This window comes from Aureimonas sp. AU20, assembly GCF_001442755.1.
Lineage (GTDB): Bacteria > Pseudomonadota > Alphaproteobacteria > Rhizobiales > Rhizobiaceae > Aureimonas.
Genome location: NZ_CP006367.1, coordinates 1011875 through 1030514, shown reverse-complemented (window position 1 = coordinate 1030514; position 18640 = coordinate 1011875). Strand labels below are relative to the sequence as shown.

16 protein-coding genes are annotated in these 18640 nt (G+C 68.3%); 9 read left to right on the top strand and 7 right to left on the bottom strand.

Annotated features, from left to right (window positions below; genetic code table 11):
- Positions 1-128: 128 nt before the first annotated feature.
- From M673_RS04730 to galE, 3 genes are all read left to right on the top strand, one after another.
- Entirely contained in the window at positions 129-1913 is a 1785-nt protein-coding gene (locus M673_RS04730) for a type I secretion system permease/ATPase (protein WP_061974020.1), read from the top strand.
- Positions 1910-3271: an HlyD family type I secretion periplasmic adaptor subunit gene (locus M673_RS04725; protein WP_061974018.1), complete on the top strand. Its 1362-nt coding sequence runs from the start codon at positions 1910-1912 to the stop codon at positions 3269-3271. The genes M673_RS04730 and M673_RS04725 overlap by 4 nt, the downstream gene beginning before the upstream one ends.
- A gap of 136 nt (positions 3272-3407) precedes the next feature.
- Entirely contained in the window at positions 3408-4397 is a 990-nt protein-coding gene (gene galE / locus M673_RS04720; protein ID WP_061974015.1) for a UDP-glucose 4-epimerase GalE, read from the top strand.
- 85 nt (positions 4398-4482) lie between these two features.
- On the opposite strand, the gene M673_RS04715 is transcribed toward galE, so the two are convergent.
- A complete protein-coding gene (locus M673_RS04715; RefSeq protein WP_061974013.1) occupies positions 4483-5310 on the bottom strand; it encodes a DUF6030 family protein in 828 nt (275 codons plus the stop codon).
- Positions 5311-5597: 287 nt separating this feature from the next.
- On the opposite strand from M673_RS04715, the gene M673_RS04710 reads away from it, so the two are divergent.
- Positions 5598-5918, top strand: coding sequence for a hypothetical protein (locus M673_RS04710; protein WP_061974011.1), 321 nt, complete (start codon positions 5598-5600; stop codon positions 5916-5918).
- Positions 5919-6421: 503 nt separating this feature from the next.
- On the opposite strand, the gene trmD is transcribed toward M673_RS04710, so the two are convergent.
- The 6 genes from trmD to ffh form a co-directional block, all read right to left on the bottom strand.
- Entirely contained in the window at positions 6422-7123 is a 702-nt protein-coding gene (gene trmD, locus M673_RS04705) for a tRNA (guanosine(37)-N1)-methyltransferase TrmD (RefSeq protein ID WP_061974009.1), read from the bottom strand.
- Positions 7124-7127: 4 nt separating this feature from the next.
- Complete coding sequence (locus tag M673_RS04700; RefSeq protein ID WP_061974007.1) at positions 7128-7430, bottom strand: putative quinol monooxygenase; 303 nt, start codon at positions 7428-7430, stop codon at positions 7128-7130.
- A gap of 95 nt (positions 7431-7525) precedes the next feature.
- A complete protein-coding gene (rimM, locus tag M673_RS04695) occupies positions 7526-8137 on the bottom strand; it encodes a ribosome maturation factor RimM (protein WP_061974005.1) in 612 nt (203 codons plus the stop codon).
- Positions 8138-8326: 189 nt separating this feature from the next.
- Positions 8327-9832 (bottom strand): sensor domain-containing diguanylate cyclase, encoded by a 1506-nt coding sequence (locus M673_RS04690; protein WP_061974004.1) that lies wholly within the window; start codon positions 9830-9832, stop codon positions 8327-8329.
- A gap of 137 nt (positions 9833-9969) precedes the next feature.
- A complete protein-coding gene (gene rpsP, locus M673_RS04685; RefSeq protein WP_061974002.1) occupies positions 9970-10362 on the bottom strand; it encodes a 30S ribosomal protein S16 in 393 nt (130 codons plus the stop codon).
- A gap of 98 nt (positions 10363-10460) precedes the next feature.
- Positions 10461-12026 carry a signal recognition particle protein gene (gene ffh / locus M673_RS04680; RefSeq protein WP_061974000.1) on the bottom strand — a complete coding sequence of 522 codons (1566 nt, stop codon included), beginning with the start codon at positions 12024-12026 and terminating at the stop codon, positions 10461-10463.
- A 452-nt stretch (positions 12027-12478) separates the two neighbouring features.
- Here ffh and M673_RS04675 point away from each other — a divergent pair, with 452 nt between their 5' ends.
- The 5 genes from M673_RS04675 to M673_RS23535 all read left to right on the top strand — a co-directional run bounded on the left by M673_RS04675 (position 12479) and on the right by M673_RS23535 (position 18634).
- Complete coding sequence (locus M673_RS04675) at positions 12479-12709, top strand: hypothetical protein (protein WP_148639976.1); 231 nt, start codon at positions 12479-12481, stop codon at positions 12707-12709.
- Between the two features lie 93 nt (positions 12710-12802).
- A complete protein-coding gene (locus tag M673_RS04670) occupies positions 12803-13426 on the top strand; it encodes a TetR/AcrR family transcriptional regulator (RefSeq protein WP_061977666.1) in 624 nt (207 codons plus the stop codon).
- A gap of 53 nt (positions 13427-13479) precedes the next feature.
- Positions 13480-14670 carry an efflux RND transporter periplasmic adaptor subunit gene (locus M673_RS04665; protein ID WP_061973996.1) on the top strand — a complete coding sequence of 397 codons (1191 nt, stop codon included), beginning with the start codon at positions 13480-13482 and terminating at the stop codon, positions 14668-14670.
- On the top strand, positions 14667-18149 hold the full coding sequence (locus M673_RS04660; protein WP_061973994.1) for an efflux RND transporter permease subunit: 3483 nt from the start codon (positions 14667-14669) through the stop codon (positions 18147-18149). Before M673_RS04665 ends, M673_RS04660 begins: the two co-directional genes overlap by 4 nt.
- A 326-nt stretch (positions 18150-18475) precedes the next feature.
- Positions 18476-18634, top strand: a complete 159-nt coding sequence (locus tag M673_RS23535; RefSeq protein ID WP_148639975.1) for a DUF3563 family protein — start codon at positions 18476-18478, stop codon at positions 18632-18634.
- Positions 18635-18640 lie beyond the last annotated feature (6 nt).

Sequence of the window (18640 nt, the reverse complement as noted above, 5' to 3'; positions counted from 1 at the left end):
CCGCGTTAAGCCACTGGCAACCTTGTTCCGCGTCGCCGCCAGCCTTTAAGACAACAAAAACAGCCTTGCCGCTTAATGGGTTAACTGACCTTAGGCATGGGCTTCGGGCAGGGCGGGACGTGTCTTCCATGAATGCGATCGAGCGCGTGCGCGGCGTCGTCTGGGCCGGACTGGCCGGGCTGATGGGGTTCACCTTCGTGGTGAACATGCTTTTGCTGACTCAGCCCGTCTACATGCTGCAGGTCTATGACCGCGTCCTGTCGTCCGGCTCGGTCGACACCTTGATCTACATCTCGATTCTCGCCGCCGCCGCCCTTCTTCTGATGGGCGTGCTCGACGCGGTGCGCAACGCCATCGCCAGCCGCATCGGCGCGCAGATCGAGGTCGCCGCAGCCAACGACGCGATGATCGCCGCCATGAGCGGCTCGCGCGCCTCCGTGGGCGACACGCAGCCGCTGCGCGATCTCCAGACCGTGCGCAGCTTCATCGGCGGGCGGGCGATCTTCGCTTATCTCGACCTGCCCTTCGCCCCGCTCTTCATCGGGCTTCTCTGGTTTCTCCACCCGGTGCTGTTCTTCCTGACGCTCGGCGGCGCGGCCGTTCTGGCGCTTCTGGCCTTTCTGAACCAGCAGGCCACGGCCCGCGCGGCGAGCGCGGCCAGCGAGCATTCCATGGCCGCCATGCTGTCGGCCCAGAGCTTCGTGCGCAATGCCGAGAGCATTCGCGCCATGGGCATGATGGGCAACACGATCGACGCCTGGGGCGCCTCGGAAGCGCGTTCGCTAGCGGCGCAGGACCGGATGAACCGCGTCAACGCCTGGTTCGCCGGCGCCTCCAAGGCCTTCCGCCTGGGGCTTCAAATCGCGATCCTTGGCACCGGCGGCTATCTCGTGCTGCAGCGTGAAATCTCCGGCGGCATGATCTTCGCCTCCTCGCTCATCTCGGGTCGCGGCCTGCAGCCGATCGACCAGGTGATCGCCGGCTGGAAGCAGCTGGTGGACGCGCGCAAGGCATGGGATCGCCTGCAAAAGGCGCTCGCCAGCGCGCCGCTTCGGCCCAAGGCGACCGAACTGCCCGACCCCGCCGGCACGCTGTCGATGCACCAGCTCGTGGTCATGGCGCCGAACGGCGCCTCCGCCGAACCGCTGATCAAGCGCGTCTCCGCGCAGGTCCCGGCGGGAAGCTGCATGGTGCTCGTCGGCCCGTCGGGCGCCGGCAAGTCGACGCTGGTGCGCACGCTGGTCGGCGCCATGCCGATCCAGTCCGGCTCGGTCCGGGTCGACGGCGCCGACATCCGCAACTGGGATTCCGAACAGCTCGGCCGGCGCATCGGCTATCTCGCGCAGGATGTGGAGATGCTGCCGGGAACGGTGGCGCAGAACATCGCCCGCTTCGATCCCGCCGCTACCGATGCCGAGATCGTCGAGGCCGCCCAGAAGGCGCAGGTCCACGAGCTGATCCAGCGCCTGCCCAAGGGCTACGACACGCCGCTCGGCCCCGCCGGGCACCAGCTTTCGGGCGGCCAGCGCCAGCGTGTGGGCCTCGCGCGCGCCTTTTTCGGCGGTCCGCGCCTCCTGCTTCTGGACGAGCCCAACGCCCATCTCGACAACGAGGGCGACGTCGCGCTCGAACGGGCGCTGCGCAACGCGCGCCAGGACGGGGTGACGGTGCTGCTCGTCACGCAGCGGCGCAACGTCGCCGATCTCGCCGACAGCATCATGATCCTGCGCGACGGGATCATCGAGGATGTCGGGCCGAAGGCCGACGTCTATGCCCGCCAGGCCGCTCGCCGGAAGGCGGAGGAGGAGCAGCGCGAGGCGCAGGCCCGCCGCAAGCTCGAAAATCTCGTGGTCAAGGGCCAGTTCGGTCAAGGCCAGCAGCCCGCCGCCGGGGCCCAAGGAGCAGCGCGATGAGCCAGGACGCCCTGATCCCCCGCCCCGCGGGCCCAAGCGAAGCGCTCGCCATCCGGCCGAGCTGGACCGACGGCGTGCCGACCAATTCGCGCACCATGACGCTGGTCGGCCTGCTCACCTCCGGCGCCTTTCTCCTCGGGTTCGGCATCTGGGCCACCACGGCGCCGTTGTCCGGCGCGGCGATCGCCCATGGCTATGTCGCCGCCGCCGGGCGCAATCTTCAGATCCAGCATCTGGAAGGCGGCATCATTTCCGACATCCTGGTGCGCGAGGGGGACCGGATCGACTCCAACCAGGCGCTCTACCGGATGGACTCCACGGGCGCGGCGGCGCAGCGCAACCGGCTGCGCAACCAGCTTTTCGCGCTGGAAGCACGCGCCGCGCGGCTGGCGGCCGAGCGCGACGGCGAGCGGGCTCTCGTCTTCCCCGACGCGCTGCAGGTGCGCCCTGAGGACCCGGCGCTGGCCAAGGTGCTGGACGAGCAGGTGAAGGAGTTCACCACCAAGCTGGAAGGGCACCGCCGCGAAATGGCGATCATCCAGCAGCAGATCGCCGCGCTGGAAGAGCAGATCCGGGGCCTGGGGGACCAGAAGGTCGCCGCGCAGGAACAGCTCGCCGTGGTCAAGGACGAGCTGAAGCGCCGCAAGAGCCTGCTCGACCGAGGCCTCGCCAACCGGCGCGAATACACCGACTTTCTCCTGTCACAGGCGCAGCTCACCGGCCAGATCGGCGAGTTCGGCGCCAGCGTTCTGGCCGCCCGCACGCAGATGGAGGAGCGGCGCGAGCAGATCGCGCGCCTCCAGAGCAAGCGCGTCGAGACGGCGGCCTCCGACCTCAACGAGGCGCGGGCGCGCATCGCCGATATCGACGAGCAGCTTCAGGCCGCCGAAACCGTCTTGGAACGCGTCACCGTGCGCTCGCCCAGCGCCGGAATCGTGGTGAAGCTGAACTACAACGCGCGCGGCGCGGTGGTCTCGCCCGGCCAGCCCATGGCGGAGATTCTGCCGACCGGCGAAAGCATGATCGTGGAAGCGCGGCTGACGCCGCAGGACATCGATCAGGTCCACACCAACCAGCCGGCCGAGCTGCGCTTTCCCGCGCTCAACCGGCTGACGCCGAGCGTCGACGCGACGGTGACCTTCGTCTCGCCCGACCGCATCGTCGATCCGCGCACGGACCAGCCCTACTACATCGCCCGCCTGCGGCTGGCCGAACGGCTGCCGCCGGGCGTGGATCTCGCACAGATCTACCCCGGCATGCCGGTCGAGACCTATATCAAGACGGGCGAGCGCACCTTCCTGGAATATCTCCTGAAGCCGCTGGAAGACAGTTTCAGCCGGGCCTTCCGCGAAACCTGAGGGCCTGTCTCTCAAGGCCACCGCGCGTCCCCGTCTGCCTCCCATCCTGCTTTCCCGTATCTTGCCGCGCTGCACTATATCGGCATAGTGGCGGCCACCGGGGCATGGCCCCACGGGAAAAGGCGGAAAGAGTAGCATGACGGTTCTTGTTACCGGCGGTGCCGGCTATATCGGCAGCCACATGGTCTGGAACCTCGTCGATTCCGGCGAGGACGTGGTGGTGATCGATCGCCTGTCGACGGGCTTCGACTGGGCCGTGCCGCCCGAGGCGCGGCTGCAGGTCGGCGACATCAACGACCAGCCCTTCGTGGAGCGCGTCCTCAAGGAGTTCGGGGTCAGCGAGATCATCCATTTCGCCGGCTCGATCGTGGTGCCGGAATCGGTCTCGGACCCGCTTGGCTACTATCTCAACAACACGGTCGCCAGCCGCGCGCTGATCGAGAGCGCGGTGCGCTGCGGGGTGAAGAACTTCATCTTCTCCTCCACCGCCGCCGTCTACGGCTCGCCCCGCCAGATGCCGGTGCAGGAAACCCAGCCGCCCGCACCCGAATCCCCCTATGGCACGTCGAAATGGATGACGGAGCTTATGCTGCGCGACACGGCGGCGGCCCACCCGCTGACCTTCGCGGCGCTGCGCTACTTCAACGTGGCGGGCGCCGATCCCAAGGGGCGCACCGGCCAGTCCACCAAGGGCGCGACGCATCTCATCAAGGTCGCGAGCGAGACCGCGCTCGGCAAGCGGAGCCATATCGACGTGTTCGGCACCGACTACGACACGCCGGATGGCACCTGCGTGCGCGACTATATCCATGTCAGCGATCTCGCGGACGCCCATGCGCAGGCGCTGCGCTATCTCCGGGCCGGCGGCGGGTCGATAATCGCCAATTGCGGCTATGGCCACGGCTATTCCGTGCTGGAGGTGCTCGACACGGTACGCCGGGTCGTCGGGCGCGAGTTCGAGGTCCGCATGTCCGGCCGCCGGCCGGGCGACGCGACCTCGATCGTCGCCGATGCGGGTCTGGCGCGCGCGCGCTTCGGCTGGGAGCCGCGCTTCGACGATCTCGACCGCATCGTCGCCGACGCCCTCGCCTGGGAAGAGCGCCTGTCCCGCCGCAACGCCGTCTGAGGCGGCCTCAGTCAAGGGGTCGGTTCAGGCCCCGAACCCTTAGCGCCGGCGGCAGAACGCCGCCGGCCGCACCGCGAGGCCATCACTACGGCTGCCCCCCCTCACCCATACCGGCCGACGCCAAGCCGGCGGGTGGATAGCCTTTCGGCATGGCGGCATGCGGGTCGAACCGATCCGTCGCGCCTCCTTCGAAGGGGCGCGGCAGGAGGATGGTGAGATTGAAGCGCCGGATGTCCGCGCGCTCCGTCTTCAAGCCGATCTTCGCCCCGCCAGCCTGCGCCTCGAAGGGCTCGAACCGGGCGAGTGCGGACAGCGTCGTGGCTCCCGGCGCGAGCCCCGCCGCGTCCAGAAGCGCCACCAGGGCGGCCGACACGTCGCGCCCCGCCGCCTCCGCCGCGCCTTCGTCGTAGAGATTGATCTTCACGCGGATGTCGAGAGCCGCGTCCTCCATGCCCCGCGCGCCGCGCGCCAGCGCGAAGAGGCGCGTCGCTTGGCCGCCGGCGGGCTTGGGATAGACGCGAGTCAGCGCGCATTCCTCCCGCTCGCCGCCCGGTGCCGCGCCCGCGCGGTCCCGCGCCCAGCCGGTCTGCAACAAGCGCGCGCAGAGATCGGCCGGCGCGACGCCGTGCTTGGGCTGAAAGGCGAAGCGCGCCTCCCCCAGGGCCAGCGGGCGAAACCAGCGCCGGGCCTGATCGGGACTGAGAGCCGGGCGCGGCTTGGCCTGCGGCGGCGGAGGCGCAACAGGCAGAAGCACGGGCTGGCGCACCGTCGGCATCGCGCTTGGCTCCTCCCCTTCCCGCTGCCAGACCGGCAGGAGAAACAGCGCCCCGCCGATCACGAGGATCAACAGGATCAGGCGCAGGGCCATCGCGCCGGCCGCGGACGCCCCGAAGACGCGAAGGGTCTCGAACAAGAAAGGCCCGCCCTTTCGCTCTTGGATGGAAGCTTCCTGTCTTGCACCCGCGTAGGCCTCGCGCGCAAGCGTCGGACGGGCAGCGGGCTTGCGGCAAAGAACCCCGACTGGGGCCTCGCGAACGGGCAATAAGCGAGGAGTTCGAGCCGCTTGAGAGGCGTGAGGGATAGCTTCGGCCAACCTGCCCGGGCGGATTTTGTCCCCGGCTTCGAAGCGGTCTATGCTGCTCCTCCCGGCCTGCGCCGCGCGGCATGGCGCGCGCGAGGCCGGATGGTGGAGACGACCTGATGACGATGCGCTTTCGACGCTGGCTGCCGGTCTTCGGCTGTCTCGCGCTGCTGATTCCCGAAGCGGCGCTCGCGCAGACCGTGCGCCAATGCGAAGGCAACGATGCCGCTTGTCGCCAGATCGAACGCCGCACGACGGCGCAAGGCACACCGCCGCGCCCGTCCTCACGCACCCTGCGACAGGGCAGCGACGGAACGCTGGCGCCGCGCACCGGCCGCTACCGCGAAAACGGCATTTTCGGCCAAGGCCAGCGGAACGGCGGCTGCGACACGCGCAGCGTCGGACGTGGGCAGCGCGCGAACACGGTTCCGAACTGCTGAACGCTCGATCGGAGGGGTGGTGGCGGGGACGCCCCAAGGCCTGCCGAATGCGGAGTTCGAAAGGTGTCATGGCGGATAGGCAGGGCGTCAGCGACCGGGACCAGACAGGCCGAGTCTCCGCCGCACGTCAGGCTTGGCATTGCTTTGCGTCGAGGCGCGTAGGCTCCCTCGACGCGGAGAAGCCAGTCGACCCGATCCCATTTCCAAACAGGATCAGTGGACGAACGATACGACCCGGCGCGCTTTGGCACGACGGCGAAACTTGCAGAGCGAATCGGACGGGATCGACCCAGCCGAATGACCGAAGGAATCCCGACGTCGGCGCCGTGCTCGGAGACTGGCCGACCACTTGGCGGCGTAAGGGTGACGAATGACGTTTCGACGTTAGCGAAGCATCAAACCCGAGTGATGCAAGGGCGCGGGAAAGGATGACCAAGCGCCATGTCTCACCTTGGGGCGCGGGCTGAAAAGCCGATCGGACCGACGGCTTGTCGAACCGCCTCTCAGCGGTCCTGACGGGCGAGCCGCTGCCAGAGATCGGGTCGGCGTTCGCGCGTCAGGCGCTCGGCCTCGGCCTGTCGCCAGCGCTCCACCGCGCCATGATCGCCGGAGGTGAGGACGGCGGGGATTTCGCGCCCTTCCCACACGGCTGGGCGCGTGTAGTGGGGATGCTCCAGCAGTCCGTTCTCGAAGCTTTCGGTTTCGCCCGATCGGCTGTTGCCCATCACACCGGGCAGGAGACGCACCACGGCGTCGAGCAGCACCAGCGCCGCCATCTCGCCGCCGGACAGGATATAGTCTCCGATCGAGACTTCGCGCAGGTTCCGCCCTTCGATGACGCGCTCGTCCACGCCCTCGAACCGGCCGCAGACGATCACCGCCCCCTCCCCGCCGGCCAGCTCGCGCACGGCGTCCTGCGTGAGCGGGCGGCCGCGCGGGCTCATGAGAAGGCGCGGCCGCGTGTCGCCGGCTGGACTCGCCTGGTCGATGGCGCGGGCCAACACGTCGGCCCGCAGCACCATGCCGGGCGAGCCGCCGGCAGGCGTGTCGTCCACCAGACGATGCCGGCCCTCGCCGAACTCGCGGATGAAGCTCGTCTCCAGCGTCCAGTCGCCCCGCTCCAGCGCCCGGCCGGCCAGCGAGGTGCCGAGCGGCCCGGGAAACATCTCGGGATAGAGCGTGAGGACGGACGCGCGGAAACCCATGGGCTCAGCCGAAATCCTCGACCGACGAGACTTCGATCAGGTGGAGATTCGCCTCGGCGCCGCCGGCCTCCGCCAGCGCCTTGTGCCAAGCCGCGACATGGGCGGTCTTGACGTGGGCGGCCAGCAGCTCGCGGCTTTCCCATTCCTCGTAGATGCGCAGGAGGCCCGGCTCCAGCACGTCTCGCGCGAAGGAGTAGACGATGCAGCCCGCTTCGCGGCGCGTTTCCTCAAGCACCGTGCGCATGGCCGAGGCCAGCGCGTCCAGGCGTTCGTCGGTGGCCTTCAGCGTGCCCGACAGGATAATCATGATGGGTGGCTCCTTCCGCAGGGTGACTGCGCCGCCAGCGATAATGCGCTCGGCCGCCGATGGCAACGCGCCTCAGGCGGCGGCGCGGCGGGAAATCAGGCTCCGCCGTCCCTGCCCGTCTCGCCCCCGCTCTCGTTCTCGCTCTCGTCCGCGTCGTCGTCCTCGTCGCCTTCGCGCACTTCCACCGCGCCGGACAGGCCAGCCGCCACCGGCTCCACCAGAAGGAAGCCGAGGTCGAGATCGACCTCCGGCACGGCCACCTCGGTGAAGGGAATCATGACGCTGGTGCCGTTTTCGGGCGCGATCTCCAGAATGTCGCCGGCGCCGAAGTCGTGAAAGGCCACGACCTCGCCGATCACCGTCCCGTCGGTCAGCCGCGCCACGAGGCCGACAAGGTCGGACTGGTAGAACTCGTCCTCGCCCTCGGCGGGCAGGACGGAGCGATCCACGAAAAGCTCCGTGCCGTTCAGGCGCTCGGCGGCGTTTCGATCCGTCACCTCGGCGATGCGGGCCACCACGACGTTCTTCTGCACCCGCGCCGACCGCACGGTGTAGCGCTTGCCCTGCGCGTCGAAGAGCGGCCCATAGGCGCCGAGATCCTCAGGGTCCTCGGTAAAGGACTTCACCCGCACCTCGCCGCGAATGCCATGCGCACCCCCTACGATGCCAAGAAGAACGGGGTCGGTCGGCGCTTTGGGATCGGACACGGCGGGCGGACTCGGCAGATTGGGCCTTTCGGGGGCGGCCGGGGTCGGGCGCTCCGCGAAGGCGGATTGGAGTTTTTCGCTCGGCGAGCGAGGGCGCTTTTGGTTCGGGCGAGGCTTCGGCACGTCGCGAAACGCGTGGCGTGTTTGACGGCGTGAGGCGGCGCCGTCAACTCCCGTGCCTAAGAGGCGTCAGAGCGGCAGGCCGCGCCGGTCTGCGCCAGAGGTCTCGTAGAAGCGCCGCTTGACCTCGTACATCAGGAGGTCGGCCCGCCGCATCAGGTCTTCCAGCCGCTCGCCCGGCAGCAAAGTGGCGACGCCCATGGCGAGCGACAGGTCGGCGCCAGGATAGAACTGGTTGTTCACCTCGCAAAGCTCGGTGATGGAGTTCATGAGCGAGGTCGCCTCGGCGAGCGTCGCGCCCGGCATGAGCACGGTGAACTCGTCGCCCCCGATGCGCGCCGCCGTCCAGGGCGCACGCACGGCTTCGGCCAGAACCTCGCCCGCGCGGCGCAGCAGCGTGTCGCCGGCCGCATGGCCGAGCTGATCGTTCAAGCTCTTCAACCCGTTGAGATCGGCCACCAGCACGCTGAAGGTCTCGGTCTTGCGCCGCTCGATCCGGTTCAGCTCGTCATTGTAGAAGGAGCGATTGTAGAGCTTGGTCAGGACGTCGTGCTTGCCGAGATATTCGAGATAGGCCTCCGCCTTCTTGCGCGCGGTGATGTCGGTCAGCGCGATCTGGACAAGCGACCAGTCCGCCTCGTGGCCGGGCAGGACGCTGAACTGCATGACGAAATGCATTTCCTCCCCGTCCAGCGAATAGTTCACGACCTCACGGCTCTGGAACAGGCGGCTGTTCCAGAGGTCCACCAGTTGCTCCTTGAACGGGTGGACCATCTGGTCGCGAAACACGTCGCCGAGCCGCGACAGGAGCGTTTCGAACCGGTCGGCCCGGAAGGTGCCGAGCGTCTGGCGGTTGACGGCTACGACGCGGATCTCGCTCATGCAGCGCGTGATGAACTCCGGATGCACATCCAGAAAGATGCGGAAGTCCGCGACGCCCGTGGCACGCACGTCTTCCAGAAGCTCGCGGATCGCGGAGAAATCCTCCACCCAGAGCGAGACCGGCGAATTCTCGAACAGGCCCATCGCATAGGCCTCGCTCTCGGCCAGACCCCGGCGGGCGCGTTCGCGCTCTGTGACATCCTCGGTCGCGATCAGGACGCGCTCCCAGCTCGCCTCGTAGCCCGGCAGGATGCGGCCCTTGAGCTGGATGTCGAGCCGCCGGCCGGACAGCGTGTGGTTGACCGCCTGGCTGCTAAACTCCGCGGCTCCACCAGCGATCTGAACGATCTCCTCGCGGTGGCTTTCCACCATCGCGCCCTGGAACACGTCCGCGAGGCGTCCGACGAGTTCGGCCGTGTCGCGCGCCTCGAACAGGCGCAGCGTCGCGGCGTTCACCTCAATGATGCGGATCGCCTCCATCGAGGCGCGGACGCGGGCGGGATCGGCGGCGAGAAAGGCGGCGGGGTCCGTCATCCCGTCCTTGCGCCATTGGTCCACCAAGCGGCGGATGCCGCTCCAATCCTCCAGCCAGAGCGGAACGGGTGTGAGCTGGAAGATGGGAAAGAGATCGGCGGAAGCGGCGGTCGATGCGGGGCCGAGGGCAGATTCGGGTGTCGTGGGCTCACGCTTCATGCACACAGACCTTCGCGAAGGGGCCGGACGGCGACACAAAAATGGCGCGCCGGAAAGACCGGCGCGCCACCTTACTATCACAAAAGCTTAAAAGCTCCGTTCGAACAAGCCTTAAGCGGCGTTCGAGGCCAGCAGCCTTATTCGGCCGAGCCTTCCGCCTGCTCGGCAGCGGCCTTCTCGGCGGCAGCGCGAGCGTCTTCCTCGCGCTGCTTGCGCTCAGCCTCGCGCTCCTGCGCCTTCTTGCCGGGCAGGCCCTTGGTGAGGTTCTCGCGAGCCGGGCGGTTCACGATGCCGGCCTTATCGAGGAAGCGCAGCACGCGATCGGTCGGCTGGGCGCCTTCGCTCAGCCAATGCTTGACGCGGTCTTCCTTGAGCGTGACGCGCTCAGCGTCCTTCGGCAGCATCGGGTTCCAGGAGCCGATATTCTCGACGAAGCGGCCATCGCGCGGCGAGCGGGCGTCGGCGACGACGATGTGGTAGTAGGGGCGCTTCTTGGAGCCGGCACGGGCGAGGCGCATCTTCAGGGGCATGGGTCTATCCTTGTCTTCTTAAGTCCCGGCGTCTTTTTGGCGTCGCCGTGGGTTCGTTTGTCAGAGGTGTCGTGGTCGAGAAACCGGAAGGCCGGTTCCTATCTCTTCTTGCCCGGCAGGCCGGGAAGCTTGGGAAGGCCGCCGGGCAGGCCGGGGAGCCCGCCGAGGCCGGGAGGCAGGCCGCCGGGCAGCCCGCCCATTCCGCCAAGGCCGCCCTTCTGGAGCGACTTGGCCATCTCTTCGAGCTGCTTGGGGTCCATCTTGGACAGGTCCGGCATGCCGCCGGCGCCGAGGCCCCCGGGCAGGCCCATCTTGGCGCCAAGGCCGCCCATGAGCTTGCCCATGATGCCGGCGCCCTTGCCGCCCTTGCCGCCCATCGCCTTCATCATGTCCGCCATCTGGCGGTGCATCTTGAGCAGCTTGTTGATGTCGGCCGCGTCCGTGCCCGAGCCCGCCGCGATCCGCTTCTTGCGCGAATGCTTGAGGAGGTCGGGATTGGCGCGCTCCCACTGCGTCATGGACGAGATGATCGCGAGCTGGCGCTTAAGGAGCTTGTCGTCGAGGCCGGCCGAGGCGATCTGGTCCTTCATCTTGGCCATGCCGGGCATCATGCCCATGACGCCGCCCATGCCGCCGAGCTTCTGCATCTGCCCGATCTGGTCGGCCAGATCGTTCAGGTCGAACTTGCCTGACTGCATCTTCTTGGCCATCGCCGCGGCCTTGTCCGCGTCGATGTTCTCGGCGGCGCGCTCGACCAGCGAGACGATGTCGCCCATGCCGAGAATGCGGTCGGCGATGCGCGCGGGATGGAAATCCTCCAGCGCGTCCATCTTCTCGCCGGTGCCGATCAGCTTGATCGGCTTGCCGGTGACGGCGCGCATGGACAGCGCGGCGCCGCCGCGCCCGTCGCCGTCGACGCGGGTCAGCACGATGCCGGAAATGCCGACGCGCTCGTCGAAGGAGCGGGCGAGATTCACCGCGTCCTGGCCGGTCAGCGAATCGGCCACAAGAAGGATTTCGTGGGGCGCGGTCCTGGCCTTGATCTCGGCCATCTCCGCCATCAGCGGCTCGTCGATATGCGTGCGGCCGGCCGTGTCGAGGATCAGGACGTCGTAGCCGCCGAGCCGGGCGGCCTGGGAGGCGCGCGCGGCGATCTCGACCGGGTCCTGGCCCGCGATGATCGGCAGCGTGGCGACGCCCGTCTGCTCGCCGAGCACGCGCAACTGCTCCTGCGCGGCGGGGCGGCGCGTGTCGAGCGAGGCCATGAGGACGCGCTTCTTCTGGCGCTCCGTCAGCCGCTTGCCGATCTTGCCCGTGGTGGTGGTCTTGCCCGAGCCTTGGAGGCCGACCATCATGATCGTGACCGGCGCGGGGGCGTTCAGGTCGATCGCCACCTGATCGGAGCCCAGCGTGGCGACCAGCTCGTCATGGACGATCTTGACCACCATCTGGCCGGGCTTGATCGACTTGACGATCTCGGCGCCCACGGCTTTCTCGCGCACCCGGTCGGTGAAGGAGCGCACCACTTCCAGCGAGACGTCGGCTTCCAGAAGCGCCCTGCGCACCTCGCGCAGCGCGGCCGCCACGTCGGAGTCCGACAGGGCGCCGCGGCCGGTGAGGCCGTTCAGGATGGACCCGAGGCGGTCCTGGAGCGATTCGAACATCCGTGTCCTTCAAGTCCTGGTTCTTGCGCTGAGGCAAGAATGGGAACCCAAAACGCCCTTTCCAAGCCGCAACGCCAAAGCGGAACGCATCCGCGGGCGAATCTCGCTGGCGGATGGGGACCTCCATGCGGCTCGGCGAGCGAGGGGCATGGTCGGCGGTTTGCGGACGGAACGGTCGCAAGAATGGGGTCTTTAATCCCAACAGGAGCCGAAAAGTCAAGCCCCGGCAGCCGATTGCGAGCGGAAAGGCGCCGGCCTTCACGCTTTGTCAGAGAATCCAGGCCAAGAAACCACGCGGCCTGCCTTATCCGGTCGTCGCCACTTTCTTAAGTGTCGGATGCTATTGTTCCGATCAGCCCCTTCCTATTGTCCAACGTGCGATGAACATCCTGCGCTTCCCTTCCGTCCGCATCGTCGGAGCCTCCTCGCGGGGCTCACGCGATGACGCGCGCGTGGAAGACGGTGTCATCGACCCGCCGCTGAGCCGACCGCCGCCTTTCGCGCCTGGGCACGACCAGCCCGCGCTGCATCTTCTCCTGGCCGCCACGAGCCTCCACCAGTCCGCGATCACGGCCTTGCTCGTTCAGAGTCAGAGGATGCGAGCCGTGCTTGATGCGTTTCGCGTTCCAGCTCCCGTCGGCTCGCCGGCCAATGGCGATTCGGGCAACAACCTGGACGCCTGATCTTAGAATCACCGATAATTGATCGACGCTGGACTGTCGCGCCGCATCTTGTTATGAGAACGATCGTTCGCTCTCAGCTTGAACCGGATCGTCATGTCCACTCTTTCCGCCGTGCCTCCGCAGGACGATCTCGCCGCCGCACCGACGCGCAAGGATCATATCCTGGGCGCGGCCCGCATTTGCTTTTCGCGCTCCGGCTTTCACCGCGCCTCGATGAGCGAGATCTGCGCCGAGGCGAAGATGAGCCCGGGCGCGCTTTATCGCTACTACCCGTCCAAGGACGCGATCATCGAGGCCATCGCCGAGGAGGAGCGCGTCGCGGCCGGCGCCTGCCTTGCGGGCCTGGAAGGACCCGGCCCGGTCGTGGATCGGATCACCGAGGCCGCTCTCGCCTATCTCACCGGCGCCTGCGATCCCGAGACCGGCAACCTGATCGTCGAGATCTGCTCGGAATCCCTTCGCAACACCGCCGTCGGCGCTCGCTTCCAAATGGTCGAGGACGAAGCGCGCAGTCGCATCCGCCAGGCGCTGAAAGGCGCGCAGGACCAGGGCGAGATCCCCGGCGATCTCGATCTCGAACTCGCGCTGACCCTTCTCATGAGCATCGGCGACGGGCTCGTCATGCGGCTTCGGCTGGAGCCGGAGCGACCGCTCGAGACCCTTCGCCCCTATCTCCATCGCATGATCGCGAGCCTGCTCGGAGCGAGCCAGGCATGACGAATTCTTTCGCCCCTTCCTTGCCTCGCCCCGCCCGCTTGCGGAGTTTTCCCATGCTGAAATGTCTTTCGCTCGCGCTTGCCGCGTCGGTCGCCCTCGCAGCGCCTTTCGCGCCGGCCCTGGCGGCCGAGCCCGCGCCCGTCGCAGCGCCCGCGCCGCCCAACATTTCCGTCCTGCCGGCCGAGGCGCGCGAGATCGTCGCGACCGTCACGGTGACGGGCACGCTGACCCCGCGCGAGACCGTGACGGTCGGCGCCGACGTCGACGGCTTGCGGGTTCGCGAACTCCTGGTGGACGAGGGCGACGAGGTGAAGGCGGGGCAGGTTCTCGCCCGGCTGGAAACCGACGTCGTGGAGGTCAACCTTGCCCGCTCGGCTTCGCAGGTGGCGCGCGCCGAGGCGGCGATCACGCAGGCCAACGCCCTGATCGGCGAGGCCGAGCCGACCCTGGTCGAGGCCGAGGCCTCGCTTAAGCGCGCCCGCGCGCTCAGCGAGAAGGGCATCGTCGGCCAGGATGTGCTCGACACCAAGGTCTCCGCCGCCGCCGGCGCCGCCGCGCGCCTGGCCTCGGCCCGCCAAAGCGTGGCGCTGGCCGAAGCGGATCTTGCCGCCACCCGCGCCGAGCGGGCCGAGCTGGAGCTGCGCCGCGCCAAGGCCGAGATCAAGGCGCCGACCGACGGGCTGGTGCTGCGCCGCGTGGCCCAGCTTGGGCAGATCGTCTCGGCGGCCGGCGGCGGCTTGTTCGAGATGGCGCGCGACGGGCTGATCGAACTCGACGCCGACGTGTCGGAAACAGCACTCGGCCAGCTGCGCAAGGGCGAGCCGGCTAAAATCACCGCCGCCGGCGGCGCTGAGGTGACGGGCGAGGTGCGCCTCGTCTCGCCGCGCGTCGACCAGGCCTCGCGCCTCGGCCGCGTGCGCATCGCCCTGCCGCGCGAGGCGGGCCTTCGGGTCGGCGCCTTCGCCCGCGCCGTGGTGGAAACCGCGCGCACCAATGGCGTCGCCGTGCCACGCACCGCCGTCAACACCGGGCCGAAGGGCGATTTCGTCCAGGTCGTGGTGGACGGCACGGTGCAGACGCGCAGCGTCAAGACCGGTCTTGGCGCCGGCAACGTGGTGGAAATTCGCTCCGGCCTCCAGGCCGGCGAAACCGTGGTGGCGGTGGCCGGCACCTTCGTGCGCGATGGCGACAAGGTGACCCCGGTCGCCGCCGAGACGCTGGAAACGGCGGAGGTGACGCGATGAACTGGAACATCTCCGCCTGGGCGATCCGCAATCCGGTTCCGCCCATCCTCCTCTTCGTGGTGCTGGTGGCCTTCGGCGTCGTCAGCTTCCTGAACCTGCCGATCACCCGATTTCCCAATATCGACGTGCCGGTGATTTCCGTCACCGTGACGGAATCGGGCTCGGCTCCGGCCGAACTCGAAACCCAGGTGACCAAGCTGGTGGAGGACGCCGTCGCCGGCGTCTCGGGCATCAAGCACATCACCTCCACCGTGACGGACGGCCAGTCCGTGACGGCGGCCGAGTTCCGCCTGGAGATCAACACCGACCGCGCCTTGAACGACGTGAAGGACGCGATCGCCAAGATCCGGGGCAACCTGCCCCGCACGATCGAGGAGCCGATCGTCCAGCGCATCGAGGTCGAGAACCAGTCGATCGTCACCTATGCCGCGTCCTCGCCGGGCATGACGCCCGAGCAGCTGTCCTGGTTCGTGGACGACACGGTGGTTCGCGCCCTCCAGGGCATCAAGGGCGTCGGCCGCGTCGAGCGCATGGGCGGCGTCCAGCGCGAGGTGCAGGTGCGCCTCGATCCCGATCGTCTCGGCGCGCTCGGCATCACGGCGGCCGACGTGAACGCGCAGCTGCGCGCCACCAATGTCGACCTGTCGGGCGGGCGCGGCGAGTTCGGCGGCCAAGAACAGGCGATCCGCACCCTGTCCCAGGCCGGCACCGTGCAGGCCCTGGCCGACACGCGCATTGCCCTCTCGGGTGGGCGTCAGGTGCGTTTGTCCGAGCTCGGCACGGTGACCGACACGGTGCAGGAGCCCCGCTCCTTCGCCCGGCTCGACGGGCAGCCCGTGGTCGCCTTCTCGATCTACCGCTCCAAGGGGGCGAGCGACACAACGGTCGCCGGCCTTGCCGCCACGCGCATCGCCGAGCTCGCCAAGGCGCATCCGCAGGTCGGCTTCACGCGCATCGACGACAGCGTGACCTACACCTACGGCAATTTCGAATCCGCCATGGAGACGCTCGGCGAAGGCGCCTTCCTGGCCGTCGTCGTGGTGCTTCTGTTCCTGCGAGACTGGCGCGCCACGGCGGTCGCAGCCATTACGCTGCCGCTCGCCGCGATCCCGACCTTCGCGGCGATGAGCATGATGGGCTTCTCGCTGAACCTCGTCAGCCTTCTCGCCATCACGCTCGTCACCGGCATCCTGGTGGACGACGCGATCGTCGAGATCGAGAACATCGAGCGCCACATGGCCATGGGCAAGCCGCCCTACAAAGCTTCGATGGAAGCGGCGGACGAGATCGGCCTCGCCGTGATCGCCATCACGCTCACCATCATGGCGGTCTTCGCGCCGGTCTCCTTCATGGGCGGCGTCGCCGGCCAGTATTTCAAGCAGTTCGGCCTGACGGTCGCGGTGGCGGTGTTCTTCTCGTTGCTCGTCGCGCGCCTGATCACGCCCATGCTGGCGGCCTATTTCTTCCGCCCGCAGCGGCACGAAGGGCCGGGCTTCGGCCGTCTTCTGCGCCGCTACGTCCTCGGCCTCGCGCCACTGGCGGGCCTTGCCATCGGCGCCGTCTTCGCGCTTGCCGCCCTGCCGGATACGGCCGGCCGCAACGGCGCGCTCGACTGGCTGCGCCTGCACGCCCCCATGGTGACCTGGGACCAGGCCGGCGCGTGGTCCATGCGCATCGCCATCGGCGCGGCGGTGGCCGCCTTGCTTCTCGCCTTCCTCAACCGCCCGCACCCCGCCGAGCAGCGGGACGGCACGCTGATGCGGGCCTATACCGGCTTCCTAGGCTTCACCGTGCGCTGGCGCTGGCTGACGCTGGCGGTGGGAGTCGGCCTGTTCTTCCTGTCGATGGACGCCACGAAATATCTGCCGACGGGCTTCATCCCGAAGGAAGACGCCTCGCGCATCGTGGTCTCGGTCGAGCTGCCGCCCGGCACGACGCTGGACTCCACCCGCCGCGCGGTGGACCGGGCGGCCGCCAGCATCCGCGAACTGCCCGAAGTGCGCTCCGTCCTGTCGATCGGCGGTTCCTCGCCCACCGGCACGCTGGAGGTGCGCCGCGCCGCGCTGACGATCAATCTCGTGCGCAAGTTCGAGCGTTATCGCTCCCAGGCGCAGCTGGAGCCCGTGATCGCCGCCAAGCTCGCCGCCATCCCCGATCTTCGCTCCTATTTCGTCAACGACCGGGGCGAGCGCGAACTGTCCGTCGGCCTCCTCGGCAGCGACGGCGAGGCGGTGAGCGAGGCGGCGGCGCGGCTGGAAAGCGAGATGCGGCGCGAGCCGATCTTCGCCAACCCGTCGGCCATGATGTCCTTCGCGCGGCCCGAGCTTCGCATCCATCCGCGCCTCGACCAGGCGGCCGATCTCGGCATCGCGCCCGAGGCCATCTCGCAGACCGTGCGCGTCGCCACGATCGGCGATGCGGACGCCAACCTCGCCAAGTTCAATGTCGGCACGCGGCAGGTTCCGATCCGCGTGCAGATCAGCGAGACGGCGCGCCAGGATCTGGGCTCCGTCCAGTCGCTGCGCGTCCAAACGGCCAAGGGCGGCACCGTGCCGCTCGACGCCATCGCCGATATCGGCTTCGGCCAGGGCCCCTCGACCATCGATCGCTACGACCGCGAGCGGCTGGCCAAGGTCGGCACCGCCATGGCGCCGGGCCACGAGATCGGCGAAGGCTCGGCCTGGATCGCGCAGAGCGAGGCGGTTCGCAACCTGCCGCCCGGCGTGCGCCTCCAGCAGGTCGGCGACGCCGAGATCCAGGGCGAGGTCTTCGCCGGCTTCGCCTCGGCCATGGGCGCCGGCATCATGATGGTGCTGGTGGTGCTAATCCTCCTGTTCGGCAGCGTCTTCGTGCCGATCACGATCCTCGCCGCCCTGCCCTTGTCGATCGGCGGCGTGGTGGGCGCGCTGTGGCTCACGCACAACGCCATCTCCATGCCCGTGGTCATCGGCATCCTGATGCTGATGGGCATCGTCACCAAGAACACGATCATGCTGGTCGACTTCGCGGTCGAGCAGGAGAAGCACGGCATGAACCAGCGCGACGCGATCATCGACGCGGGTCGCAAGCGCGCCCGGCCGATCATCATGACCACGATCGCCATGGCGGCGGGCATGATGCCGGCGGCGATGGCGTCGGGCGAAGGCGGCGAGTTCCGCGCGCCCATGGCGATCGCGGTGATCGGCGGCCTGCTTGTCTCCACCGTCCTGTCGCTGATCTTCATCCCCTCGCTCTACACGCTGATGGACGATCTCAGCCGCGTCACGGGCCGGCTCTTCGGCAAGCTCCTGAAGCCCAACCAGGCCGAGGGTTCGGAAGGCGCTCCCGCCCATGCCGGCCACCATCACGCCCACCCCGCCCCCTCGCTGGCGCCCGATCTCGACGCCACGCCGGACTGGAAGCGGGTAACGGAGTTCGGCGGTCGCAAGAGCGGCAACGAGAACAAGGGCGGCGGCGCGCTTCAGCCGGCGGCGGAATAGATACCGAGCCGCCTTTACCATCCCGACACGAGGGCCGGTTTTCGAACCGGCCCTTTTTCGTTTGCGATGGTCTTCTCGTCGGATCGTCGCGCCAACCGCTGGGGCGCCAGAGCTGAAAGAACGGGCAATTCGATGAATTGCCATGCATCCAATGCAGACCCGCTTGCCGCTGTTTCGCCACAAGCCCTGCGAAAGCGTTACGATCTCCTTGTGGTCTTTAACGGGCCGTGCGCTTGGGGCATGGCTCTTATGCGGCCTGCTGCATTGCAGCATGAACTTGGCAAGCGTATCTTATGGCTAATTCCTCAGCCGATTGGATCACTGCCATGAAGTTCACCACACGCCTTCGCGAGGCCCTTCGCCCCATCCGCGACAGCGAGCGCGAAGCCGCCTATCTCAACGAAGCCACTTCGCTGGTCGATCTCGAAAGCCGTCAGCGCGAAATCGATCGCGGTCGCTACAACCGCAACCGCAGCGCCTTCTGATCCTGA